This window comes from Streptomyces sp. NPDC059718 (assembly GCF_042733315.1).
Lineage (GTDB): Bacteria > Actinomycetota > Actinomycetes > Streptomycetales > Streptomycetaceae > Actinacidiphila.
The window spans coordinates 22,076-46,228 of record NZ_JBHWGA010000039.1 but is presented as its reverse complement, the minus strand read 5'-3'; the positions used below and the strand labels follow the sequence as shown (position 1 = coordinate 46,228).

The window sequence follows — 24,153 nt, the reverse complement described above, 5'->3', positions numbered from 1 at the left end:
GCGCATCAGGGATTCAAGTTAAGAGGGGGGTCGTGCGGCCCACGTCACACGTATTCCGTGGCGGCGTCCAGCAGCCAGTCGGCGAGGTAGCCGGCGAAGGAGGAGCGGACCAGCACCCAGAAGCCCGCCCGCACCTCCTCCCTGGCCACCAGCACCACCTGGGCGCGGGCCAGCGCGGTCTGCGCGCAGCGGCCGGGGGGGAACACCCGCGGGTGCAGGTCGAGCGAGCAGCCGTGGGCCAGCAGGTCGCGGGCGCGGGGGCCGGAGACCAGCAGGGTGGTGCGCTGGGCGGAGACGTCGGTGACGGAGACGTGCGCCTCCCCCGCGGCCTTGCGCAGACGGGCCTCCAGGTCCTCCTGTGCGCCGGGCGGCCCGACGACCAGCCACTGGTCGGGGCCGAGCCACAGGACCGCCAGGTCCCCGGTGCGGACGGCCGTGCACGGCTCCAGGGGCAGCGGTGCGCCCAGGGCGAGCCCGGCGGCCTCAGCGGCCGGGCCCCCGGGGTCCAGGCGCAGGTCGATCTGCGTGAGGAAGGGCAGTTCGGCCAGGCGCAGGGCACCTCCCGAGGCGCGGGTCGTGGCGGCGAGCCGGCCGGCCGCGGCCGACAGCGGACCGAGTCGGGTGACGGTGTCAGCCATCGCGGCGGGCCCCCTCGGGGTCGTAGAGGACGGGGGAGGCGACGGTCACGGGCACCAGACGGTCGCCGACGGGCGCGTACAGCCGCTCCCCCACCCGCTGCCGGCCGCCCTTGACCAGGGCGAGCGCGAAGGTGCGGCCGAGGGCGGCACTGCGGTAGCTGGAACTGACGTGGCCGAGCGCCGGAACGGGCGGTCCGGGCAGCACCGGGTCAGCGACGAGGTGGGTGCCCTCCGGGAGCAGCAGGCCCGGGTCCTCGGGCAGCAGGCCGACGAGGTGCTTGCGGTCGGGGCGTGCGGTGTCGGTGCGGGCGTGCGACCGCTTGCCGATGAAGTCGCGCTTCTTCTTCGACACGACCCAGTCCATGCCGAGGTCCTGCGGGGTGACCGTGCCGTCGGTGTCCTGGCCGACGATCGGATAGCCCTTCTCGGCGCGCAGCACGTGCATCGTCTCGGTGCCGTACGGGGTGGCGCCGGCGGCCCGCACCGCCTCCCAGAGGGTCGTCGCGCGCCAGGGCGGGACGTTGACCTCGTACGCGAGCTCCCCGGAGAAGCTGATCCGGCACACCCGGGCCGGCAGCCCCGCCACCGTCGCGTCGCGCCAGGCCATGAAGGGGAACTCGGCCCTGTCCACGGCCAGTCCGGGGGCGAGCGCGCCCAGCACCTCGCGTGAGCGCGGGCCCACGAGGGCGACGGTGGCCCATTGCTCGGTCACGGAGGTGCAGTGGGCGCGCAGTTCCGGCCACTCGGTCTGCAGCCACTCCTCCATCCAGTCCAGGACGGCTGCGGCGTTGCCCGTGGTCGTCGTGACCAGGAAGCGGTCCTCCGCGAGCCGGATGACCGTGCCGTCGTCGAAGACCATCCCGTCCTGGCGGCACATGACGCCGTAGCGGATCATGCCCGGGCGCAGGGTGGACATCAGGTTGGTGTAGAGCCGGTCCAGGAACTCCGCCGCGTCCGGGCCCTGGACGTCGATCTTGCCGAGGGTCGAGGCGTCCATGAAGGCCACGTCCTCGCGGGCGGCCCGGCATTCGCGCAGGACGGCCGCCGCCATGTCCTCGCCGGGGCGCGGGTAGTACCGGGGGCGTTTCCACTGCCCCACGTCCTCGAAGACCGCGCCGCCGGCGAGGTGGAGGTCGTGCAGCGCGGTCACCCGGACCGGGTCGTGGAGCGCGCCCCGGTCGCGGCCCGCGAGCGCGGCGAAGGACACCGGCGCGTACGGGGGGCGGTGCGTCGTCGTGCCGAGCGCGGACACCTCCACGCCGAGCAGGCCCGCGACGACGCCCGAGGCCAGGACGCCGGAGGTCTTCCCCTGGTCGTTCGCGGTGCCCGCGGTGGTGTACCGCTTGGTGTGCTCCACCGAGCGCATCCCCGTACCGGCCGCGCGCGCCAGGTCGGCGACGGTGACGTCGCGCTGCAGGTCGACGAAGCGCGGGCCGGGGGCCGGGACGGGGACGTCGAAGAGGGCGATCGGCGGGCGCCCGGGTCCCGGCTCCGCCGGCTGGACGAGGGGCCGCGCCGGCGTGAAGCCCTCGGCCGCGAGCGCCCGGGCGGCGGCCGCCACGCCCTCCGCGGGTGTGGCGGCGAACTCCACGGCCTGGTGCGTCGATCCGGGCACCGGGACGAAGGTGCCGAGGGCCCCGTCGTACCGCAGGGCGCCGCCCGCCTGGCTGTAGAGGTGGCCCACGGGGTTCCAGCCGCCCGAGACCAGCAGCAGGTCGGCCTCGATCCGCCGGTCGCCGACCAGTACGGCCGTCAGCCGGTCCGTCCCCTCGGTGCCGGTGACGTACGCGCCGTCCCGCGCGTCGGCCACCGCCGCGATCTCCACTCCGGCGGCGGCCAGGTCGCGCACGACGTCGCCGGTGCTGTCGTTGGTGGTGAACACGACGGCCCTGCGCCCGGGTACGACGCCGTAGCGGCGGACGTAGGCGCGGGCCGCGCCGGCCAGCATGACGCCGGGACGGTCGTTGTCGGGGAAGGCCAGGGAACGTTCGTGCGCGCCGGTGGCGAGGACGACCCGGCGGGCGCGGACGCGGTGGACGCGTTCGCGGGAGACGTGGGCGGGGGCGGCGGCGCCGAGGTGGTTCGTGCGGCGCTCGACGGCGAGGACGTGGTTGTCGTCGTAGTGGCCGAAAACCGTCGTACGGCGCAGGATGCGGATCCCGGGTTCGGCGGCGAGGAGGGCCTCGGTCTCCGCGGCCCAGTCCAGGTGCCGTCCGCTGCCGAGGAGGCTGCCGCCCGGTTCCGGCTGGTCGTCGGCGAGGATCACCCGCGCTCCGCTGCCGGCCGCCACGGCCGCCGCCGCGAGCCCGGTGGGGCCCGCGCCGACGATCAGCAGGTCGCAGTGGGCGTGGACGGCGTCGTAGCGGGCCGGGTCGGGACCGGTGGCGAGCCGGCCCCGACCGGGCAGGCCGGTCGCCACGAGGCCGTCGTACAGCTCGACGGTCGTCGCGGGCAGCATCGGTTCGGGGAACGGGAACTCGATCTGCACCAGGGCGTTGGGCTCCTCCACCCCGGCGGAGAAGATGCCGCGCGGACGCCCCAGCCTGATGCCGGTACCGGTGGCGACGACCCCGTGGGCGAGCAGCGCGGAGGCGAGGGTGTCCCCGCGGTAGCCGGTGTACGTGGTGCCGTCGAAGGTGAACGTCAGGGGCGTGGCACGGTCGATCCGCCCGCCCTCGGCGAGCCGGAAGGGCTGGGCCGGGTCACGCGCGGGCCGCGGGGCGGGGGCCGGGGCCGGGGCGGCCTGCGCGCGGGACGCCGTCGGGCCGACGGGCGGGGACGCGGCCGGGCCGACGGCCGGTGACGGGCCGAGGTCCGGGGCGGACGCGCCGGTGACGAAGCGGTTCGTCGCCGTGTCGCGCACCGCGTCGAACCAGCGGCGGCAGCCCGCGCCGTGCATCCAGCGTTCGGCGAAGGGACCCTTGGGGTTGTCGCGGAAGAAGAGGTGGCGGGCCCACTCCTCGTCCGTCAGGGCCGCCGGGTCCCGCGGGTAGGCGAGGTGCGCCTGACCGCCGTAGTGGAACTCGGCCTCGTCGCGGGGCCCGCACCAGGGGCAGGGGATGACCAGCATCGATCGGGCTCCTCAGTGGGCGACCGCGGCCGCGCCGTGCTCGTCGACGAGCGCGCCGGTGGTGAATCGTTCGAGCGAGAAGGGCGCGGCCAGGGCGTGCGGGCTGTCGTGGGCGATGGTGTCCGCGTAGACCCACCCCACGCCGGGGGTGGCCTTGAAACCGCCGGTGCCCCAGCCGCAGTTGAGGTAGAGGCCGTGGACCGGGGTGAGACCGACGATCGGCGAGGCGTCCGGGCTGACGTCGACGATGCCGCCCCAGGTGCGCAGCAGGTGGGCGCGGGCGAAGACCGGGAAGAGTTCCAGCGCGGCGGCCATCTGCCGCTCGATGACGTGGAACGCGCCGCGCTGGGTGTAGGAGTTGTAGGCGTCGATGCCCGCGCCCATGACCAGTTCGCCCTTGTGGGCCTGGCTGACGTACACGTGCACCGCGTTGGACATGACGACCGTGGGGTGCACGGGCTCCAGTAGTTCGCTCACCAGCGCCTGCAGCGGGTGGCTCTGCAGCGGCAGGTCGAAACCGGCCATCCGCGCGAGCACCGAGGTGTGGCCGGCCGCGCAGAGCGCCACCTTGCCCGCGGCGATGGGCCCGAGGTTCGTCCGTACGCCGGTGACCCGGCCGCCGTGGACGTCGATACCGGTCACCTCGCAGTTCTGGACGAGGTCGATCCCGGCCGCGTCGGCCGAGCGGGCCAGGCCCCAGGCCACGTGGTCGTGCTTGGCGATCCCCGCGCGGGGCTGGTAGGTCCCGCCCATCACCGGATACCGCACGTCCGGCGAGGTGTTGACGATCGGGCAGGCCTCCTTCACCTGCGCGGGGTCGAGCCACTGGGCGTCGACTCCGTTCAGCCGGTTGGCCTCGACCCGGCGGACTCCGTCGCGTACGTCCTGGAGGCTGTGGGCGAGGTTGAGGACCCCGCGCTGGGAGAACAGGATCGGGTAGTCCAGTTCCTCCTCCAGGCCCTCCCACAGCTTCAGGGCGTGCTCGTAGATGCCCGCGCTCTCGTCCCAGAGGTAGTTGGAGCGGATGATCGTGGTGTTGCGGGCCATGTTGCCGCCCGCGAGCCAGCCCTTCTCCAGCACGGCCACGTCGGTGATGCCGTGGTTGCGCGCCAGGTAGTGCGCGGTGGCCAGGCCGTGGCCGCCGCCGCCGACGACGACCACGTCGTAGGAGCGCTTGGGTTCGGGCGTGCGCCAGAGGAACTCCGGGTGCTCGGGGAGGTCGGCACCCAGGGTGCGCGGGGTCATCGGGCGTCGTCTCCGTCCTGCTGCAGGTGCGGGTAGAGCGGGTGCGCGGCGGCGAGCGCCTCGGTGCGGGCCCGCAGCGCGGACAGGTCGGGCGCGGGGCGCAGGGCGAGCGCGACGACGTCGGCGACCTCGGCGAAGTCGTCCTCGGTGAAACCGCGGGTGGCCAGCGCGGGCGTGCCGATCCGCAGCCCCGAGGTGACCATGGGCGGGCGCGGGTCGAAGGGGACGGCGTTGCGGTTGACGGTGATGCCGACGGAGTGCAGCAGGTCCTCGGCCTGGCGGCCGTCGAGGGCGCAGGCGCGCAGGTCGACGAGGACGAGGTGCACGTCGGTGCCTCCGGTGAGCACCGACACGCCCGCCCGCGCGGCGTCCTCCCGCGTCAGGCGCTCGGCCAGGATGCGGGCACCGGCCAGGGTGCGGGCCTGGCGTTCCCTGAACTCCTCCCCCGCGGCGACCTTGAAGGAGACCGCCTTCGCGGCGATCACGTGCTCCAGGGGGCCGCCCTGCATGCCGGGGAAGACCGCCGAGTTCAGCTTCTTGGCGAGGTCCGCGTCGTCGGTCAGGATCACTCCACCGCGCGGGCCGCCGAGCGTCTTGTGGGTGGTCGTGGTGGTGACGTGGGCGTACGGGACGGGGTTCGGGTGGAGCCCCGCGGCGACCAGGCCCGCGAAGTGCGCCATGTCGACCAGGAGCAGCGCACCGACCTCGTCGGCGATGCGGCGGAAGGCGGCGAAGTCCAGCTGCCGGGGGTACGCCGACCAGCCCGCGATGATCACCTTCGGGCGGTGCTCCTTGGCGAGCCGCTCGACCTCGTCCATGTCGACCCGGTGGTCGGTCGCGGCGACGTGGTACGGGACGACGTCGAACATCTTCCCGGAGTAGTTGAGCCGCATCCCGTGCGTGAGGTGGCCCCCGTGCGCGAGGTCCAGCCCGAGCACGGTGTCGCCGGGTCGCAGCAGGGCGAAGAGCACGGCGGTGTTGGCCTGCGCCCCGGAGTGCGGCTGGACGTTGGCGTACGCGGCGCCGAAGAGGGCCTTGACGCGCTCGACGGCGAGCCGCTCGGTGACGTCGACGTGCTCGCAGCCGCCGTAGTAGCGGCGGCCGGGGTAGCCCTCGGCGTACTTGTTGGTCAGCACCGAGCCCTGGGCCTCCAGGACGGCGGCGGGCGCGAAGTTCTCCGAGGCGATCATCTCCAGGGTGGACCGCTGACGGGCCAGTTCGGCGCGCAGCGCGGCGTGCACCTCGGGGTCGAGTTCGGACAGGCGGGCGGTCAGCGGGTTCATGCGCGGGGCTTCCTCTCAGCGGCGGCGTCGGAGGTCTCGCGGTGGTGCCGTCCGCGGGGTGTCAGCCGCGGAGGCGGGACATGGCCGGGTCGAACAGCGGCTCCGCGGCGACCCGCGCCGCCATGCGCCGGTCGAAGTACGCGATGTCGAGGGAGCGCCCCGGCACGGCGAGCTCCGCCGGCAGCCAGGCGTAGGCGATGCCCTTGCCGACCGTGTAGCCGTAGGCGGCGCTGGTGACGTAGCCGACGGGCCGGGCGCCGTCGTACACCGGCTCCTTGCCCATCACCACGGCGCTCGGGTCGTCGACGGTCAGGCAGGTGAGCCTGCGCCGCACCTGGTCCCGGCGCCGGGCGAGCGCGGCCTTGCCGGTGAAGTCGTCCTTGTCCTCCCTGACGGCGAAGGCGAGGCCGGCCTCGTACGGGTCGTGCTCGAAGGTCATGTCGGTGCCGAAGGAGCGGTACCCCTTCTCCAGACGCAGGCTGTTGAAGGCCCCGCGCCCGGCGGGGATGCCGCCCAGCGGCCGCGCGGCGGCCAGCAGGGTGTCCCAGAGCTTCAGGCCCAGGTCCGCCGTGGTGTACAGCTCCCAGCCCAGCTCGCCGACGTAGGACAGCCGCATCGCCGTGACGGGCACGGCCCCGACGTGCACCCGCTTGGCACGGAAGTACTTCAGTCCGGCGTCGGAGAAGTCGCCGTCGGCGAGCGGCTGCAGGACCTCGCGGGCGAGCGGCCCCCACAGGCCGATGCAGCAGGTGCCCGCGGTGATGTCGCGGACCGCGACGGTGCCGTCGGCGGGGAGGTGCCGGGTGAGCCAGTCCAGGTCCAGGTTGCCGTTGACGCCGACCTGGAAGAGGTCGCGGCCGAGCCGGGCCACCGTGATGTCGCTGCGGATGCCGCCGTCGTGGTCCAGGAGCAGGGTGTAGGTCACCGACCCGACCGACTTGTCGACGTTGCCGGTGGTGAGCCGCTGCAGGAAGGCGGCGGCGCCGCGTCCGGTGACCTCCAGGCGCTTGAGCGCGGTCATGTCGTACAGGGCGACGGTCTCCCGGGTGACCTGGGCCTCGGCACCGACGACCGGCGACCAGTAGCGGGCCGCCCAGTCACCCGGGACGGGAAGGGAACGGCCCTCCACCAGCCCGGCGTTGCTCTCGTACCACTGCGGCCTCTCCCAGCCGTTGGCCTCCAGGAAGAACGCCCCGAGCTCCTCCTGGCGGGGGTGGAAGGGGCTGGTGCGGATCGGGCGCGGGGCGCCCGTGGGCTGGAGCGGGTGGATGATGTCGTAGACCTCGACGAAGTTGCGGCAGTCGCGGGCGAGCACGTAGTCGGGCGCGAGCTGGTGCGGCTCGAAGCGGTTGACATCGCATTCGTGGAGGTCGAAGGACGAGCAGTGGCCGTCCACCAGCCATTCGGCCATCGCCCGGCCGACGCCGGCCGAGTGCGTGACCCAGACGGCCTCGGCGACCCAGAACCCCTTCACCTGCGGCGACTCGCCGAGCAGCGGCATGCCGTCGGTGGTGAAGGAGAACAGGCCGTTGATGCCCTCCTCGACCTTGGCGTCGCGGGTGGCGGGCAGCAGGGACCGGGTCTCGGTCCAGGCGTCGGCGAAGTCGTCCTCGGTGAACGCCAGGACGGACGGCATCCCGTCCGCGGCGTCGAACGACGCGATGTCGTCGACGGGGACCGGCATGGGGCGGTGGCCGTAGGAGCCGATGCCGATGCGGTCGTGGCGGTCGCGGTAGTAGAGGTCGGCGTCCTGGTGGCGCAGGATCGGGCGGACGGCCTCGGCGGCCTGGCCCGCCAGGGCGGGGACCGGGGCGGTCCAGGCGAACTGGTGGGCGAGCGGGGTCAGCGGCAGTTCCATGCCCGCCATCCGGGCGACCCGCGGGCCCCAGATCCCGGCGCAGCAGACGACGACGTCGGCCGCGAGCTCGCCGCCGCGGTCGGTGACGACCCCGGTGACGCGGCCGTCGTCCTGGGTGACGGCGAGGACTTCGTGACGTTCGAGGAAGCGGACGCCGCGCGCGGCGGCGCGCCGGGTCTGCGCCTCGACGGCGAGGACGGCCTTGGCGAGTCCGTCGGTGGGGACGAACAGTCCGCCCAGGACGCGTGAGCGGTCCAGCAGCGGGTGGAGCGCGGCGCATTCGTCGGGTCCTACGACCCGGGCCTCGACGCCCCACGAGGTCACCCAGCCGTGCCGCCGGTGCAGTTCGGCCAGGCGCTCGGGGGTGGTGGCCACCTCCAGGCCGCCGACCTGGAGGAAGCAGGGCTGCCCGTCGACGTCGAGGGAGCAGAGCTTCTCGACGGTGTAGCGGGCGAGTTCGGTCATGGTCTTGGAGGGGTTGGTCTGGAACACCAGGCCCGGGGCGTGGGACGAGGAGCCCCCGGTGGCGGGGAGCGGCCCCTGGTCGACGACCGTGACGTCGGTCCAGCCGGCGGAGGACAGTTCGTCGGCCAGCGCCGCCCCCACGACACCCGCTCCGATGATGACCACGCGGGGTCCCGTCATCGCCAAACCTCCCAGTTGCTGTCAGCGCAACATGATTCAGGTTGCGCAACTCAATGTGCCGGGCGCCGGAGAGGGTGTCAAGAGGCCCGCCAGGGGCGGGAGAAGGCCGCCGGGGGCCTGCTGGAGCGGCCCCGGGAGGGCCTGGTGACGGCCCGGGGAACGGCGGTGCCCGGCGGGCTGTCGGAACAGCCCGCCGGGCACGGGAACGGCGCGTTGCGGCGCGCCGCGGTGGCGCGGCGCGGGGTTACTTGACCCAGGCGTCCACCTTGCCGGGGTTCGCCTTCACCCACTTCTCGGCGGCGGCCTCGGGGCTCATCTTGTCGACGGCGATGTACTTGGCGACGAGGTTCTGGTCCTCGTTGGTCCAGCTGAAGTTCTTCACCAGGTCGTAGGCCGGGCTGCCGGAGCCGGCGAACTTCTTGCTGACGATCTTGTCCAGGTCGTAGACGGGGTAGTCGCAGGCGACCTTCTCCGCGTCGGCGTCGCACCCGGCCTCGTACGGCGGCAGCTCGACCTTGGCGAGCGGGACCTCCGACAGGAACCACTGCGGCTCGTAGAAGTAGCCGAGCAGCCACTGCTTCTTGGCCTCGGCCTGCCGGAAGGCCTGGATCAGCGCGGTCTCGCTGCCCGCGTACACCACCTTGAAGTCCAGCTTGAGGTTCTTCACCAGGGCGGCGTCGTTGGTGACGTACGACGGGTCGCCGTCCAGGAGCTGGCCCTTGCCGCCGGACTCGGAGGTGCGGAACTTGTCGGCGTACTTGTCGAGGTTCTTCCAGTCCGTGATGTCCGGGTGCTCCTTCGCCAGCCACGGCGGCACGTACCAGCCGATCACGCCCTTGTTGCCGGTCGGGCCGGCCTCGACGGCGGTCTTCTGCTGCTCGACGTACTTCTTCTTCAGGTCGTCGTGGCCCCAGTTCTCCAGGATCGCGTCGACCTCGCCGGTGCCGAAGCCCTGCCAGGCGATCTCCTCCTTGAGGTCCTTCTTCTTGACCGTGCAGCCCAGCTCCTTCTCGGCGACGTACGCCACGACCGCCGCGTCCGCCTCGTAGCCGACCCAGGGGTTGACCGCCAGGTTGAAGGTGCCGCACTTGCCGGAGGAGCCCCCGGAACCGGCCTCCGACCCGCCGACCTTGGCGCCGCCGCAGCCGGTGAGGACCAGCCCCAGTGCCGCGGCCCCGGCCGCCCCGGCACGCCATCGCGCCGACCGGCCGCCCGCCGTCAGGTGTGTTGCCATGTGTCTACCGCCTCCTGCCCTAGCGCCCGCCGGGCACCCTCGTGGTGCGCCCGGCCGCGGCCTGAGTGATCCGGTCGAACATCACGCCGAGCAAGACGATGGCGAGTCCCGCCGCCAGCCCCTTGCCGTACAGCTCGCCCTGCGAGAAGCCGGCCACGACGTCGTAGCCGAGGGCGCCCGCACCGACCAGGCCGCCCACCACGACCATCGACAGCACGTAGATCAGGCCCTGGTTGGTCGCGAGCACCAGGGCGCCGCGTGACATCGGCAGCTGGACCTTGGTGACGAGCTGCCAGGTACTGGACCCGGCCGCCGCCGCGGCCTCCACGGTCGTCCCCGGCACGCCCCGGACGCCGTCGGCGACGATCTTCACCGTCACGGGCGCGGCGTACACGACCGCGGCGACGATCGCGGTGAAGCGGCTCGCGCCGAACAGCGCGAGGAACGGTACGAGGTAGACGAAGGGCGGCATGGTCTGCGCCGCGTCCAGGCCCGGCCGGACGATCCGGTCGGCGAGCGCGCTGCGGCCCATCCACACGCCCACCGTGACCCCGAGCAGCAGCACCAGCAGCGTCGCCACGACGGTCGAGGCGAGCGTGGTCATCGCGTCCTGCCACACCCCGGTGCCCACCAGCAGCCCCACGCACACCGCCGCGGTGCCACCGGCGCCGAGGCCGCCGAGGACCGTTCCCAGGGCCACCAGCACGAGGCCGGTGAGCCACCACGGGGAGTCGGTGAGCAGGGTCTGGAAGGGGTTGAGCAGGGCGTTGGTGAGCACGTCGCGGACGGCGCCCGTGACCCCGGACAGGTGCTCCTGCGCCCAGGTGGTCACGGTGTCGGCGGCACTCGCCAGGGAGCGCCCCGCTCCGCCCTCGCCGGGGAACTCCGCGGCCCAGACGTAGGTGTGGGACAGCCAGGCGGCGACCGCCGCGGCGACGGCGCCCGCGGCGAGCAGCGGCCCGCGCCCGCGCCGCAGGCGGCCGCCGGAGCCCTGCCCCCGCTCCGTCCTGACGGCGGCCGCGGTGGTGACCCGGTCCAGGACGATGGCCATGACGACGATGGCGAGGCCGGCGTTGAAGGCGGTGCCGACGTCGAGCGACTGCAAGGCCTGGACGACGGTCTTGCCGAGGCCGGGGGCGTCGATGAGGGCCGCGATGGTCACCATGGACAGGGCCGCCATGATGCTCTGGTTGACGCCCATCACCACGGTGCGCCGCGACATCGGCAGCAGCACCTTGGTGAGGGTCTGCGCCCTGGTCGAACCCAGCGACTCCGCCGCCTCCACCGTGGTCGCGGGTACCGAGCGGATGGCGTGCGCGGTGATGCGGACGGCGGGCGGCGCCGCGTAGATCAGGGTGGCGATGGTGGCGGAGGCCGGCCCGATGAGGAAGAAGAGGGTGAGCGGCGCCAGGTAGACGAAGGTCGGCATCGTCTGCATGAAGTCCAGCACGGGGGTCAGGACGCGGTTCACCCGCGGCGACAGCCCGGCCCACACGCCCAGCGGGATGCCGAACAGCAGCGCCACCAGCACCGCCGACACGGTGAGCGCCAAGGTGTCCATGCTCTCCTGCCACAGGCCCTGCAGCCCGAAGAAGGTGAAGCCCGCGACGGCCAGCAGCGCCACGCGCCAGTTGCCCAGCGCCCAGGAGACGTAGCCGGCGATCGCGACGACGCCGAGCCATCCGATCTGCGGCACCGGGCGGCCGTCGGGCGGCTGCGAGATCAGGGTCTGGACGAAGGTCACCAGGGTGTCGATGACCAGCCGGATCTCGTTGAAGAAGTAGAGGAAGAGCGGGTTGCTGTTGCGGTCCGCGCCGATGGTGTCGTTGACGTCGTTGAACCAGCGGTGCAGCGAGGTCAGGTCGGCCGCCGCGAGGGCGAGCGTCTGCCGGCCGCGCAGGAGCGCGAAGAGCACCAGCCACAGCACGACGATGCCCGCCACGACGGCCCGGCGGCGCAGCCGGACGGGCGCGAGCCGTTCGCGTGCCCCGGAGGCGGCGACCGCCATCACGCGCCGCCTTCCCGGCCCGCGACGACGGCGAGGATCTCCTCGTCGCCGACGACGCCGAGCAGCCGTCCGTCCTCGACGACCCTGACCGGCTTCTCGGCGGCGAGCACGGCCCGTGTCGCCTCGCGGACGACCGTGCCGGGGCCGAGCTCGGGGCCGTCGAGGGCGTCGTCGGGCCGCGGGTCGCGCATGATCCAGCGGAGCGTCAGCACGTCGGCCCGCGGCACGTCCTTGACGAAGTCGCGTACGTAGTCGTCGGCGGGGGCGCCGACCAGTTCGTCGCCCGTGCCGCACTGCACCGTCCTGCCGTCGCGCATGATCAGGATGCGGTCGCCGAGCTTGAGGGCCTCGGACAGGTCGTGGGTGATGAACACCATCGTCTTGCCGACCTCGTGGTGGAGGCGGATGACCTCGTTCTGCATGTCGCGGCGGATCAGCGGGTCGAGCGCGGAGAACGGCTCGTCGAAGAAGAGGATGCCGGGGTCCCCCGCCAGTGCCCGGGCCAGGCCGACGCGCTGCTGCATGCCGCCGGAGAGCTGGTCGGGGTAGGAGTTCTCGTAGCCCGCCAGGCCCACCAGTTCGACGACCTCCAGGGCCCGTTTGACGCGCTCGGCCCGGCCCATGCCGCGGATCTCCAGGCCGTACGCGACGTTGTCGACGACCCGGCGGTGCGGCAGCAGGCCGAAGTGCTGGAAGACCATGGAGAACCTGTTGCGGCGCAGTTCGCGCAGCCGTTTGGCGTCGGCGGCGCGGATGTCCTCGCCCTCCAGGACGACCTGGCCCGCGGTGGGTTCGACGAGCCGGGTCAGACAGCGCACCAGGGTGGACTTGCCCGAGCCGGACAGGCCCATCACGACGAAGACCTCGCCGGGCGCGACGTCGAAGTGGACGTCGCGCACGGCCGCGGTGCAGCCCGTGCGCTCCATCAGCTCACGGCGGCCGAGCCCGCACAGTTCCTGCGATTCCGGCACCCTGTCGGCCTTCGGCCCGAACACCTTCCACAGCCCGCGCACGGAGATGACCGCGTTCCGGTCCTGGTCCTGGTCCTCGTCGTGGGACGCGCCGCGCCGCTGCGGCACATCGGTCGGTGCTGGGGTCACGGTCGGCCTCTCCTGGGCGTTCAGCCGCGGAACCAGTGCTGCGGCCTGGGTCGGATGTTCTGCCAGATGTGCTTGGGCTCGCGGTACTCGTCCAGGCCGGTCGGTCCCAGCTCCCGGCCCACGCCCGAGTGCCCGAAGCCGCCCCATTCCGCCTGCGGTACGTAGGGGTGGTAGTCGTTGATCCACACGGTGCCGTGGCGCAGCCGGCGGGCGACCCGCTGGGCGCGGCCGGCGTCCCCCGTCCAGACGGCGCCGGCGAGGCCGTACTCGGTGTCGTTGGCGATGCGTACGGCGTCGTCCTCGTCGGTGAAGCGCTCGACGGTCAGCACGGGCCCGAAGGACTCCTCGTGGACGACGCGCATGCCCTGGTCGCAGTCGTCGAGGACGGTCGGCGGGTAGTAGAAGCCGTCCTGGAGCGCCGGGTCCGCGGGGCGGGCGCCGCCGCAGCGCAGCACGGCGCCCTCGGCGATCCCGGCGGCGACGTACGCCTCGACCTTGTCGCGGTGGGCGGCGGAGATCAGCGGGCCGGTCTCGGCCGCGGGGTCGAAGGGGCCGCCGAGGCGGATGGCGCGGGCGCGCCGTACGACCTCGTCGACGAAGGCGTCGTGGACCGTGTCCTGCACGATCAGCCGGGCCCCGGCGGAGCAGACCTGGCCGGAGTGCAGGAAGACGGCCGTGAGCGCGAAGTCCACGGCCGTCTCGAAGTCGGCGTCGGCGAAGACCACGTTGGGGTTCTTGCCGCCGAGTTCGAGGGCGACCCTCTTCACCGTGGCGGCGGCCGCGGCCATGACCCGCTTGCCGGTCTCCAGACCGCCGGTGAAGGAGACCATGTCGACGCCGGGGTGCCCGGCGAGCGGGGCGCCGGCCCCGGTCCCGGCGCCGAGGACCAGGTTTCCGGCCCCGGGCGGGAGTCCGGCCTCCTCCAGGGCCCGCATCAGCAGCACGGAGGTGGAGGGGGTCAGCTCGCTGGGCTTGAGGACGAACGTGTTGCCCGCGACGAGCGCGGGCGCGACCTTCCAGGAGGCCTGCAGCAGCGGGTAGTTCCAGGGGGTGATCAGGGCGCAGACGCCGACCGGCTCGTACTCGACACGGCTGACGGCGTCGTCGCGGCCGGTGTCGACGACCCGTCCGGCGGAGGTCCCCGCGATGCCGCCGTAGTGGCGCAGGCAGGCGACGACGTCGGCGACGTCGTACTCGCTCTCCACGAGCCGCTTGCCGGTGTCGAGGGATTCGGCGCGGGCGAATTCCTTGGCGTCCCGCTCGACGATGCCGGCGGCGCGGAGCAGGAGGGCGCCGCGTTCGCGCTCCGGGGTGCGCGGCCAGGGGCCGTGGTCGAAGGCGGCGCGGGCGGCGGCGACCGCGGCCTCCGCGTCGGCGCCGGTCGCCTCGGAGACCGTCGCGACGAGCACTCCGTCGGCGGGGCAGCGGATCTCCCGGCGGCCTCCGGCCACCGCCTCGCGCCACTCTCCGTCCAGGTACAGGTCTGCCACGCGCGGAGCCCTCGCTTCGTTGCACATAGCGCATCGAATTGCTTGTGGTGGAACACCCTGTCCGAACGGCCACCGGCCGTCAAGGGGTGGCACGGGGTGTACGGCACATCTTGATCCAGTGAACGCGGCACCGGACACGATCAGTTGGCGGTGGCGTCGCGGTGCCGGTAGAACTGCGCCTTCGAGGGCGGCAGCGGTTCACAGCCGAGGATCAGATCCGCCGCCTTCTCGGCGATCATCATCACGGGGGCGTAGATGTTGCCGTTGGTCACGTAGGGCATCACGGACGCGTCCACCACGCGGAGCCCCTCCACGCCGTGCACCCGCATGCTCGCCGGGTCGACGACGGCCATCGCGTCGGTGCCCAGCCTGCAGGTGCAGGACGGGTGGAGGGCGGTCTCGCCCTCCTTGGCGACCCACGCCAGGATCTCCTCGTCGGTCTCGACCCCGGGGCCGGGCGAGACCTCGCCGCCGTTGAAGGGGGCGAGCGCGGGCCGGCCGAGGATGTCGCGGGCGACGCGCACCGCCTCGACCCACTCGCGGCGGTCCTGTTCGGTGGAGAGGTAGTTGAAGCGCAGCGCGGGCTTCTGGCGCGGGTCCCTGCTCCTGATCTTCACCGAGCCGCGGGCGTCGGAGTACATCGGCCCCACGTGCACCTGGTAGCCGTGGCCGCCGGCCGGGGCCGAGCCGTCGTAGCGCACCGCGATGGGCAGGAAGTGGAACATCAGGTTGGGGTAGTCCACGTCCTCGTTGCTGCGCGCGAAGCCGCCGGCCTCGAAGTGGTTGGTGGCGGCGGGACCCTTGCGGAAGAGCCACTGCAGACCGATGAAGGGGTAGCGCCACTTGGCCAGGTACGGCTGCATGGAGACCGGCTGCGTGCAGGCGTACTGGACGTAGACCTCCAGGTGGTCCTGGAGGTTCTCGCCGACGCCGGGCAGGTCGTGCACGACGTCGATGCCGAGCGCGGCCAGTTCCCCGGCGTTGCCGACGCCGGACAGCTGCAGCAGCTGGGGCGAGTTGACGGCGCCGCCGCAGAGGACGACCTCGCGGGCGCGCACCTGCTCGCGGCGGCCCTTGCGGCGTTCGTACTCCACGCCCACGGCGCGCTTGCCCTCGAACAGCACCCGGGTGACCAGGGTCCGGGTCCGCACCGTCAGGTTGGGGCGCCTGCGCACCGGGTCGAGGTAGGCCCGGGCGGCGGAGAGCCGGCGGCCGCGGTGGACGTTGCGGTCGAAGGGCGCGAAGCCCTCCTGGCGGTAGCCGTTGACGTCGTCGGTGAGCGGATGTCCCGCCTCCTGGACCGCCTCGAGGAAGGCGGGGAACAGCGGGCTGGATGCGGGCCCGCGCTCCAGGACGAGCGGACCGTCGTGACCGCGGAACTCGTCGTCGGGGCCGGCGGCGAGGCAGTTCTCCATGCGCTGGAAGTACGGCAGGCAGTGGGCGTAGTCCCAGCGCTCCATGCCGGGGCCCTCGGCCCAGCGTTCGTAGTCCATGGGGTTGCCGCGCTGGAAGATCATGCCGTTGATGCTGCTGGAGCCGCCGAGCACCTTGCCCCGGGCGTGGTAGATCCGCCGTCCGCCCATGTGGGGCTCGGGCTCGGACTCGTAGCCCCAGTCGTAGAAGCGGCTGCCGATGGGGAAGGTGAGCGCCGCCGGCATGTGGATGAAGACGTCCCACGGGTAGTCGGGGCGGCCGGCCTCCAGCACCAGGACACGGTTGCCCGGATCGGCGGAGAGCCGGTTCGCGAGGGCGCAACCGGCGGAGCCCCCACCGACGATGACGAAGTCGTACTGCACGGGAGCCATGTCAGCCTCGTCTCACTCGTCTCGCTTGTCTCGCTTGAATCGCTCGTCTCGATCGCGCGGTCGACGGGTCGACTGGCGCAGCATGCTAGTACGGTGCCGCTATGCGCACCAGGTTGCGAGCCGCGCAACTTGACACCGGAGTTTCGGTCGTGTTTCCCGTCCGGACTCCGCCCGGGAACCCCGACGCTGTTGTTTACCGCGCGTATAGTTTCGCTGTGAGCAACTTCAGTGCAGATACCGAAACAACCGCCCCTCAGCCGGGCGGCGTCCAGTCCGTGGACCGGGCCATCAGCGTGCTGGAGATCCTGGCGCAGCGCGGCGAGGCCGGCGTGAGCGAGGTCGCCGCCGAGATCGAGGTCCACAAGTCGACGGCGTTCCGGCTGCTCGGCGCACTGGAGGCACGCGGGCTGGTGGAGCAGGCGGGCGAGCGCGGCAAGTACCGGCTCGGCTTCGGCATCGTGCGGCTGGCCGGCGCGGTGACCGGCCGCATCGACATCACCCAGCAGGGCCGGCCGGTCTGCGAACGGCTCGCCGAGGAGATCGGCGAGACCGTCAACATCGCCGTGATGGAGAAGCACTTCGCGATCAACCTGTACCAGGTGCGCGGACCGGCGGCGGTGACCGCGCACAACTGGGTCGGCCAGCTCACGCCGTTGCACGCGACCTCCAGCGGCAAGATCCTGCTCGCCCACCTCTCCGCCGCGCAGCGCGCGGAACTCCTCACGGACGCGGGCCTGGAGAAACTGACCCCGCACACCCTCACCTCGCGGACGAAGCTGGAGAAGAACCTCGCCGAGGCCAGGGAGCGCGGGTACGCCTGGACGCTGGAGGAACTGGAGATCGGCCTGCACGCGATGGCCGCCCCCGTCCGCTCCCGCGACGGCGAGGTCATCGCCGCCGTCAGCGCCTCCGGCCCCTCGTACCGCTTCACGCAGGAGCGCATGCACGAACTGGCGCCGCTGCTGGTCGCCGGGGCCGCCGAGATCAGCCACCGCATGGGCTACCTGGGCTGAGCCGTGCCGAGGCGCTCGTGCACCCAGTCGTGGAAGCCGGCGATGTGGTGCTCGCTGGGGACCAGCACCCCGCCCTTGGCGTAGAGCCGGGAGCCCATCGCGGGCTGGCAGCGCTCGCAGGCCTCGAAGTCCTGGCGGTTGACCCGGTCGAAGAGCTCCACCGAGCGGCCGACGTCCCTGCCCGCGGTGACGACCTCCTCCAGGTAGAGCCAGTCGCACTCGACGACCGTGCGGTCGGCCGCGACCGGGTACATGCGGTGGAAGATCACGTGGTCCGGCACCAGGTTGACGAAGACCTGCGGCTTGATGGTGATCGCGTAGTAGCGCCGGTCCTGGGCCGCGGAGACCCCCGGTATACGGTCCAGTCCCGGCGAGCCGTCCACCGTGAAGCCCTCGATGTCCGCGCCGAACTCGGCGCCGTGGCCGACGTAGTACTGCGCGGCGTAGCCGCCGGCGAACTCCGGCAGCACCTCGGTCAGTTCGGGGTGGATCGTGGCGCAGTGGTAGCACTCCATGAAGTTCTCGACGATGAGCTTCCAGTTGGCCCTGACGTCGTAGACGATCCGCCGGCCGACCCTCAGGTCCTCGATGCCGTAGCGCTCCAGGGACTCCACGTCCCCGAGCCGGGCGACCACCTCGCCGACCACCTGCTCCTCGAAGGAGGGCGGGTCCTCGGCCAGGCAGACCCAGACGTAGCCCAGCCATTCGCGGACGTGGACGGGGACGAGCCCGTACTCGGTGCGGCCGACGTCGGGCATCTTGGTGAGGTTGGGGGCCGCCACGAGCCTGCCGTCCAGGTCGTACGTCCAGGCGTGGTACGGGCATTGGAACGCCCGCCTGACCTCGCCTCCCTCCTCGGTGAGCAGCCGGGCGCCGCGGTGCCGGCACACGTTGTAGAAGGCGCGCACCGCGTGGTCCCGGGACCGGGTGACCAGGATGCTCTCGCGGCCGACGTCCACGGTCCTGAAGGCGCCCGGCCTGCCGAGCTCGGAGGAGCGCGCCACGCAGAACCACATCGCCTCGAAGATGCGCTCCTGCTCCTGGGCGAAGATCCCGGGGTCCGTGTAGTAGGAGCCGGGGAGGGTGGCGATCAGGCTGTCCGGCAGGCCGGTCGGGGTCACGGGGCACTCCTTGCGGGACGTTGTGTAATGAGCAACGGAGTGTGCACTGCGCAACTGCAGCATGTGGTGCCGCTCCGGCGCTGTCAAGACGCGGCGGCGGCCAGCTGCTTGCGCCAACGGGTGAACGACCGGGGCCGGTTCATCCCCAGTACGGCGACCGGAACCCCGCCCCTGCGGTAGACCGCGAGGACGTCGCGTTCCTCCGGGACGCCCTCCTCGACCGTGACGGTGTCGGCCCCCGCGGCGCGGCCCGCGAACTGGATGCGCACGCCGTACTGGTCGGACCAGAAGTACGGCGGGCGGGGGGCCCGTTGACCGCCCGCGCCGCCGGACAGCAGCGCGGCGACGGCGGTGGCCGGACGCTCCAGGGCGCCCGTCCAGTGCTCCACCCGGTGGTGCGCACCGGCGGCCGGGTCGTACCAGGCGGCGCAGTCGCCGACGGCGACGACGCCCGGCAGGCCCGTCCGGCCGTCCGCGCCGCACAGGACACCGTCGCCGAGCTCGATCCCGGACCCGGCGAGCCAGTCCGTGCACGGGCGCGCCCCGATGCCGACGACCACGGTGTCCGCGGGCAGCCTGCGGCCGTCGGCCAGGACCACGGCCACCACCCGCCCGTCGCCGTCCGCCTCGGTCCCCCGCACCCCCGTGCCGCACAACAGCCGTACGCCGTGGTCGGCGTGGAGGCCCGACACGACGCCGCCCATCGTCTCGCCGAGCGGACCCGACAGCGGGGTGGGTGCCGCCTCGACGACGGTGACGTCCAGGCCGAGGGCGTACGCGGTCGAGGCGACCTCGGCCCCGATGAAGCCGCCGCCGATGACGACGAGCCGCCCGCCGCGCGCCAGATCGGCCCGCAATGCGCGGGCGTCGTCCAGGGTGCGCAGGGTGTGCACACCGGACCGGTCCGCCGCGCCGGGCAGCGTACGGGCCGCGGACCCGGTGGCGATGACGACTCCGTCGGCGGTGAGGGCGCGGCCGTCCGCGAGCCCGACGCCCCGCGTGCCCGGGTCGAGCGTCACGGCCCGGGCGCCCAGCAGCCATTCGGCCCCGAGGTCCTCGCCGTCCGCCTCCAGGACCAGGGCCGCCTCGTCGGCGCGTCCGGCGAGGAACTCCTTGGACAGCGGCGGCCGGTCGTACGGCCGGTGCGGTTCGTCGCCCACGACCACCAGCCGGCCGTCGTACCCCTGGGCGCGCAGTGCCCGCGCCGCCGACAGCCCCGCGAGCGAGGCGCCGACCACGAGGACCGCTCTCATCCGGCTCCCCCGGCGAGCCGGCCGGCCGCGCACGAGGGCGGGCCGGGGGCGGCCGCCGACAGCCGTACGTGGATCATGCCGTCCTCGACCACGACCTCGTGCGTCCGCACGGGCCGCCGGGCCGGGGGCGCGTCCACCGCACCCGTGCGCAGGTCGAACTTCGAGGCGTGCAGCGGGCACTCGACCTCGCACCCCTCCAGCCAGCCGTCCGCGAGCGACGCGTCCTGGTGGGTGCAGGTGTCGTCGACGGCGTAGAGCTGGCCCTCCTCGGTGTGGAACACCGCGACGGGCGGGTCGGTCTCGAGCCGGAAAGCCTCGCCACGCGGGAGATCCGCGAGCCGGCACACGGGAATCATCATGACACCTCGGTGCGTATGGCGGAACTGATTGCGGTTGACGCAACATCAGTGTGGGGGTGACCCCCACCCCTGTCAAGGCATCGCCCGGACACCCGGACGTCGCATCTGACGGGGGCTCATCCGCAGCTCCGCGGGGGAGGCCGGCGGCGGATCGTCGCGATTCGGTCACGGGGGTTGTCCGGGTTCGACTGAATGACATAATCCGTTCCTCTTCTGTGTGACAACGGCCGGAATACGGCCCGGAGGAAGTGACCCGCGGCATGAACGTGACCGTCTCGGCCCAGCAGCCCCGCGTGCTGGTCGTGGAGGACGAGGCGAGCATCGCCTCGATGCTCGCGATGGCGCTGCAGTTCCTGGGCTTCGACGTGGTCACGGCCGGGACCGGCGAGGATGCGGTGAGCACGGCCGCCGACCGCGCCGCCGACGTGATCCTGCTCGACGTGGGACTGCCCGACCTCGACGGCTTCGAGGTGTGCCGCCGGCTCCGCGCCGCCCGGGTCGACGCGCCCGTCCTCTTCCTCACGGCCCGGGACGCCGTGGAGGACAAGATCAGGGGCCTGGCCCTGGGCGGCGACGACTACGTCACCAAGCCCTTCGACATCAACGAGGTCGCGGCCCGCGTGAACGCCCTGCTGCGCCGGGGCCGGGCCCCCGAGCCCGCCGGGCGCCGGCTGCGCGCGGGCTGGGTCGAGCTGGACGCGGACACCCACGAGGTGTGGCGGCACGGCCGGCCGGTCCAGGTCTCGGCGACCGAGTTCGCGCTGCTCCGCTTCCTGCTGGAGAACCCGGACCGGGTGGTGTCCAAGGGGCAGATCCTCGACGCCGTGTGGAGCTGCGACTTCCAGGGCGAGTCCGGGATCGTGGAGACCTACATCTACTACCTCCGCCGGAAGCTCGGCGACACCGACCAGTCGCTCATCCGCACCGTGCGGGGGGCGGGCTACCTGGTGAGGGCGGCACCGGCCGGCGATACGGCTTCGCGCTGACGGTGCCCGCGCGCGGCGCTATGTTGGCCTTCGGAGGAAGAGCCGACGAGAAGAGGGCACGATCCCGAACGAAGCCGCCGCCCAGGAGCCCGAAGCGCCGCTCGACCAGCCGGGAGCGGAGCGGCTGCGCCTGCTCCGGTCCTCGGGCGACGACCAGGGCGAGCGCGAGGCGCTGCGACTGGGACTGCAGCAGGCCGTGGCGGCGCTGAACGGCTTGGGCGGACTGGTCCACCTGCGCGGGCAGGAGGCCCGGGGCGGAGTGCCCCTGCGCCTGGCCGCCAGCAGCGGTCTGCCCAGGAACCTGACCCGGGCCTGGCTCTTCCTCCCCCCGCAGGACGCCACCGCGCCGGGCCGAGCGACGACCGGGGGCGAACCGGTGTGGCTGCCCACGACGGAGACGACCCCCGGCCCGCTGCCCGGCGGGTCCGGGCTCGCCGCCGTACCGCTCCCCGGCCCCGAGGGCCCGCTCGGCGCGCTCTCCGTGGTGACCGCGGACGCCGTACCGCCGGCTCCCGGCGCGTGGGAGCTGCTGCGGGGGATCGCCGCGTGGGTGTCGGAGCGGCTGGGCCGGACAGCGGCCGTCGGGTCGCGCGAACGCTGGCGCCTGGCGGAGGGCGGCTCGGGTTCCCGGCCCCGGGAGACCCCGTCCGACGTGGGCATCGGCACCTGGGAGTGGAACGTCCGCACCGGCGAGGCCTACCTCGACGAGACCGCGCGCTCCGTCTTCGGGATGTCCCCGCAGATGTACGACGGACGCCTGGAGACCTGGGTGGAGCTGGTCCACCCCGAGGACCTGCCCTGGGTGATCGCCGACGCCGAGGAGGCCGCCCGGGCCCGCGGCGGCTTCGCCTGGGAGTACCGCGTCCGCCGGCCCGACGGGACCTTCCGCTGGGTGCAGGCCCGCGGCCGCAGCGTGCTCGGTGCGGACGGCAAGGCCGTCCGGCTCGCCGGTGTGCTGTGGGACAGCACGGAGACCCGGGTGGCGATGGACGCCGCCGGCCGGGCCCTGCGTCACATGAGCGACGGCTTCCTGGCGGTCGACGACGACGGCCGCATAGCCTTCGCCAACCCCCAGGCCGAGCGGCTGCTCGGGGCGCGGCGGCCCCTGGTCGGCGCGGTGCTGTGGGACCTGCCCGGTGTTCACGACTCGGAGATCGAGGCCCACTGCCGCCGGGCGGCCGAGGGCGACGCGACCGTCAGCGCGGACATCGAGTGGGGCGGCGGCACGCGCCGCTACCACCTGCGCGTCATGCCCGTGCCCGACGGCCTGACCCTCTACCTCACCGACGTCACCGAGCACCGGCTGGCGGAGGAGGCCCGCGCCGACGCCGCCCGCACCGCCGCCGACCGCGCGGCGCACATCGGCCGGCTGACCACCGCGCTCGCCGAGGCCGTCACCGTCAAGGACGTCGTCGCCGCGGTCGCCGACCGCGTACTGCCGCTGTTCGACGCCACCGGGCTGATCATCAAGACGCTGGAGGGCGACCTGCTGCGGGTGGTCGGCTTCGTCGGCTACCCCCCGGGCCTGATGGAGCGGCTCAGCCGGACCCGGCTCGCCGAGGGCAGCCCCAGCACCGACGCCATCCGCGAGCGCGTGCCCCGCTACATCACCTCCGCCAAGGAGTTCCACGAGGCGTACCCGGCCCGGGTCCACCTCCAGGAGTGGTCGCAGAAGCACGCCTGGGCCTTCCTGCCGCTGATCGTCTCCGGGAAGGCCGTCGGCTCCTGCGTCGTCTCCTTCTCCGAACCGCGCCCGTTCAGCGAGGAGGAGCGCACCCTGCTGACCGCGCTCAGCGGGCTGGTCGCCCAGGCCCTGGAGCGGGCCCGGCTGTACGACGCCGAGCACGGACGGGCACAGGAGCTGCAGCGCGGCCTGCTGCCGCGCGTCCTGCCCGAACTGCCGGCGGTCAGCGCCGCGGCGCGCTACCTGCCCGCCGTCGAGGGGACGACGGTCGGCGGGGACTGGTACGACGTCATCCCGCTCTCCGCCGACCGGGTCGCGCTGGTCATCGGGGACGTGATGGGGCACGGCATCTCCGAGGCCGTGACCATGGGGCGGCTGCGTACCGCGGTGCACACCCTCGCCGGTCTCGAACTGCCCCCCGACGAGCTGCTCGCGCACCTCAACGAGCTGGTCAGCGATCTCGGGGACGACTTCTACGCGACCTGTCTGTACGCCGTGTACGACCCGACGAACCGCACCTGCGCCTTCTCCCGGGCCGGGCACCCGCCGCCCGCGCTGGTGCTGCCCGACGGCAGCGTCCACTTCGCCGGGCACTCCCCGGACCCACCGCTGGGCGCCGCCACGCCGCCGTTCGCGACCGTGGAGCTCGAGATCCCCGAGGGCAGTCTGCTGGTGCTCTACAGCGACGGCCTCGTCGAGTCCTCCCGCCGGGACATCGACACGGGGATGGCCGGGCTGGCGAAGGCCCTCACCGGCGCGCCGGCCGCGGCGCCCGTGCGGCCGGCGGACGGCCGCCGGGGCGAGGTCGAGCGCCTGGGAAGGCTCTGCGACGAGGTGGCCGCCGCCCTCGACCCCCACCAGGAGCACGCCGGGGACGACGCGGCCCTCCTCATCGCCCGCACGCACGCCTTGTCGCCCGGGGACGTCGCCTCCTGGTCCCTGCCCGAGGACCCGCTCGCCGCGGGCCAGGCACGCGAGCACATCCGCCGCCGGCTGGACGCCTGGGGACTGGGCGAACTGGTCATGACGACCGAGCTGATCGCCAGCGAGCTGGTCGGCAACGTGGTCCGGCACGCCCGGGGCCCCATCGGCCTGCGGCTGATCCGCAGCCGCACCCTTGTCTGCGAGGTGTCGGACGGCAGTCTCAGCACCCCCCGGATCCGGCACGCCGGCGACACCGACGAGGGCGGCCGCGGGCTGCAGCTGGTGGCCGCGCTGTGCCAGCGCTGGGGCACCCGCTACGTCCCCGGCGGCAAGTGCATCTGGACCGAGCAGGCGATCCCCTGACCGTCGTGACGGCGGGCGATCCCCAGCGCGGACTCTGATCCCGCTTTGATGTGACTCTGATACTCCGGTGCTTG

16 protein-coding genes are annotated in these 24,153 nt (G+C 73.3%); 3 read left to right on the top strand and 13 right to left on the bottom strand.

What is annotated here, in order from left to right; all coding sequences use genetic code 11:
• Positions 1 to 44 precede the first annotated feature (44 nt).
• From ACFV3E_RS33870 to betA, 10 genes are all read right to left on the bottom strand, one after another.
• Positions 45 to 638, bottom strand: a complete 594-nt coding sequence (locus tag ACFV3E_RS33870) for a sarcosine oxidase subunit gamma (RefSeq protein WP_500538323.1) — start codon at positions 636 to 638, stop codon at positions 45 to 47.
• Positions 631 to 3,708 carry a sarcosine oxidase subunit delta gene (locus ACFV3E_RS33865; RefSeq protein ID WP_500538322.1) on the bottom strand — a complete coding sequence of 1,026 codons (3,078 nt, stop codon included), beginning with the start codon at positions 3,706 to 3,708 and terminating at the stop codon, positions 631 to 633. Before ACFV3E_RS33865 ends, ACFV3E_RS33870 begins: the two co-directional genes overlap by 8 nt.
• Before the next feature lie 12 nt (positions 3,709 to 3,720).
• Complete coding sequence (locus ACFV3E_RS33860) at positions 3,721 to 4,953, bottom strand: sarcosine oxidase subunit beta family protein (protein ID WP_500538320.1); 1,233 nt, start codon at positions 4,951 to 4,953, stop codon at positions 3,721 to 3,723.
• Positions 4,950 to 6,236, bottom strand: a complete 1,287-nt coding sequence (gene glyA, locus ACFV3E_RS33855; RefSeq protein WP_500538318.1) for a serine hydroxymethyltransferase — start codon at positions 6,234 to 6,236, stop codon at positions 4,950 to 4,952. The genes ACFV3E_RS33860 and glyA overlap by 4 nt, the downstream gene beginning before the upstream one ends.
• Positions 6,237 to 6,297: 61 nt before the next feature.
• Positions 6,298 to 8,739, bottom strand: coding sequence for a GcvT family protein (locus ACFV3E_RS33850; protein WP_500538316.1), 2,442 nt, complete (start codon positions 8,737 to 8,739; stop codon positions 6,298 to 6,300).
• A gap of 244 nt (positions 8,740 to 8,983) precedes the next feature.
• A complete protein-coding gene (locus ACFV3E_RS33845; RefSeq protein WP_500538314.1) occupies positions 8,984 to 9,973 on the bottom strand; it encodes an ABC transporter substrate-binding protein in 990 nt (329 codons plus the stop codon).
• Positions 9,974 to 9,992: 19 nt separating this feature from the next.
• On the bottom strand, positions 9,993 to 11,981 hold the full coding sequence (locus ACFV3E_RS33840; protein ID WP_500538312.1) for an ABC transporter permease subunit: 1,989 nt from the start codon (positions 11,979 to 11,981) through the stop codon (positions 9,993 to 9,995).
• Positions 11,981 to 13,081 carry a quaternary amine ABC transporter ATP-binding protein gene (locus ACFV3E_RS33835; protein WP_500538310.1) on the bottom strand — a complete coding sequence of 367 codons (1,101 nt, stop codon included), beginning with the start codon at positions 13,079 to 13,081 and terminating at the stop codon, positions 11,981 to 11,983. Before ACFV3E_RS33835 ends, ACFV3E_RS33840 begins: the two co-directional genes overlap by 1 nt.
• Positions 13,082 to 13,101: 20 nt before the next feature.
• The gene (locus tag ACFV3E_RS33830) at positions 13,102 to 14,571 is read right to left on the bottom strand and encodes an aldehyde dehydrogenase family protein (protein ID WP_500538308.1); all 1,470 of its coding nucleotides are present in this window, start codon (positions 14,569 to 14,571) and stop codon (positions 13,102 to 13,104) included.
• 140 nt (positions 14,572 to 14,711) lie between these two features.
• Positions 14,712 to 16,376, bottom strand: a complete 1,665-nt coding sequence (betA, locus tag ACFV3E_RS33825; RefSeq protein ID WP_500538306.1) for a choline dehydrogenase — start codon at positions 16,374 to 16,376, stop codon at positions 14,712 to 14,714.
• A gap of 215 nt (positions 16,377 to 16,591) precedes the next feature.
• Between betA and ACFV3E_RS33820 the strand changes: the two genes are divergently transcribed.
• Entirely contained in the window at positions 16,592 to 17,389 is a 798-nt protein-coding gene (locus ACFV3E_RS33820) for an IclR family transcriptional regulator (protein WP_500538304.1), read from the top strand.
• On the opposite strand, the gene ACFV3E_RS33815 is transcribed toward ACFV3E_RS33820, so the two are convergent.
• The 3 genes from ACFV3E_RS33815 to ACFV3E_RS33805 all read right to left on the bottom strand — a co-directional run bounded on the left by ACFV3E_RS33815 (position 17,377) and on the right by ACFV3E_RS33805 (position 20,122).
• Positions 17,377 to 18,510: an aromatic ring-hydroxylating oxygenase subunit alpha gene (locus ACFV3E_RS33815; protein WP_500538302.1), complete on the bottom strand. Its 1,134-nt coding sequence runs from the start codon at positions 18,508 to 18,510 to the stop codon at positions 17,377 to 17,379. The genes ACFV3E_RS33820 and ACFV3E_RS33815 overlap by 13 nt on opposite strands.
• 83 nt (positions 18,511 to 18,593) lie before the next feature.
• On the bottom strand, positions 18,594 to 19,763 hold the full coding sequence (locus ACFV3E_RS33810; protein ID WP_500538300.1) for an NAD(P)/FAD-dependent oxidoreductase: 1,170 nt from the start codon (positions 19,761 to 19,763) through the stop codon (positions 18,594 to 18,596).
• Positions 19,760 to 20,122: a bifunctional 3-phenylpropionate/cinnamic acid dioxygenase ferredoxin subunit gene (locus ACFV3E_RS33805; protein WP_500538298.1), complete on the bottom strand. Its 363-nt coding sequence runs from the start codon at positions 20,120 to 20,122 to the stop codon at positions 19,760 to 19,762. Before ACFV3E_RS33805 ends, ACFV3E_RS33810 begins: the two co-directional genes overlap by 4 nt.
• Before the next feature lie 260 nt (positions 20,123 to 20,382).
• On the opposite strand from ACFV3E_RS33805, the gene ACFV3E_RS33800 reads away from it, so the two are divergent.
• Positions 20,383 to 21,108, top strand: coding sequence for a response regulator transcription factor (locus tag ACFV3E_RS33800; RefSeq protein ID WP_500538296.1), 726 nt, complete (start codon positions 20,383 to 20,385; stop codon positions 21,106 to 21,108).
• Between the two features lie 196 nt (positions 21,109 to 21,304).
• Entirely contained in the window at positions 21,305 to 24,079 is a 2,775-nt protein-coding gene (locus ACFV3E_RS33795; protein WP_500538294.1) for a SpoIIE family protein phosphatase, read from the top strand.
• The last annotated feature ends 74 nt before the right edge of the window (positions 24,080 to 24,153 follow it).

Excerpts from the sequence above, each read along its gene's own strand:
- ACFV3E_RS33870 (WP_500538323.1), bottom strand. The coding sequence starts at position 638 with ATGGCTGACACCGTCACCCGACTCGGTCCGCTGTCGGCCGCGGCCGGC.
- ACFV3E_RS33865 (WP_500538322.1), bottom strand. The coding sequence starts at position 3,708 with ATGCTGGTCATCCCCTGCCCCTGGTGCGGGCCCCGCGACGAGGCCGAG.
- ACFV3E_RS33860 (WP_500538320.1), bottom strand. The coding sequence starts at position 4,953 with ATGACCCCGCGCACCCTGGGTGCCGACCTCCCCGAGCACCCGGAGTTC.
- glyA (WP_500538318.1), bottom strand. The coding sequence starts at position 6,236 with ATGAACCCGCTGACCGCCCGCCTGTCCGAACTCGACCCCGAGGTGCAC.
- ACFV3E_RS33850 (WP_500538316.1), bottom strand. The coding sequence starts at position 8,739 with ATGACGGGACCCCGCGTGGTCATCATCGGAGCGGGTGTCGTGGGGGCG.
- ACFV3E_RS33845 (WP_500538314.1), bottom strand. The coding sequence starts at position 9,973 with ATGGCAACACACCTGACGGCGGGCGGCCGGTCGGCGCGATGGCGTGCC.
- ACFV3E_RS33840 (WP_500538312.1), bottom strand. The coding sequence starts at position 11,981 with ATGGCGGTCGCCGCCTCCGGGGCACGCGAACGGCTCGCGCCCGTCCGG.
- betA (WP_500538306.1), bottom strand. The coding sequence starts at position 16,376 with ATGGCTCCCGTGCAGTACGACTTCGTCATCGTCGGTGGGGGCTCCGCC.
- ACFV3E_RS33810 (WP_500538300.1), bottom strand. The coding sequence starts at position 19,763 with ATGAGAGCGGTCCTCGTGGTCGGCGCCTCGCTCGCGGGGCTGTCGGCG.
- ACFV3E_RS33805 (WP_500538298.1), bottom strand. The coding sequence starts at position 20,122 with ATGATGATTCCCGTGTGCCGGCTCGCGGATCTCCCGCGTGGCGAGGCT.
- ACFV3E_RS33800 (WP_500538296.1), top strand. The coding sequence starts at position 20,383 with ATGAACGTGACCGTCTCGGCCCAGCAGCCCCGCGTGCTGGTCGTGGAG.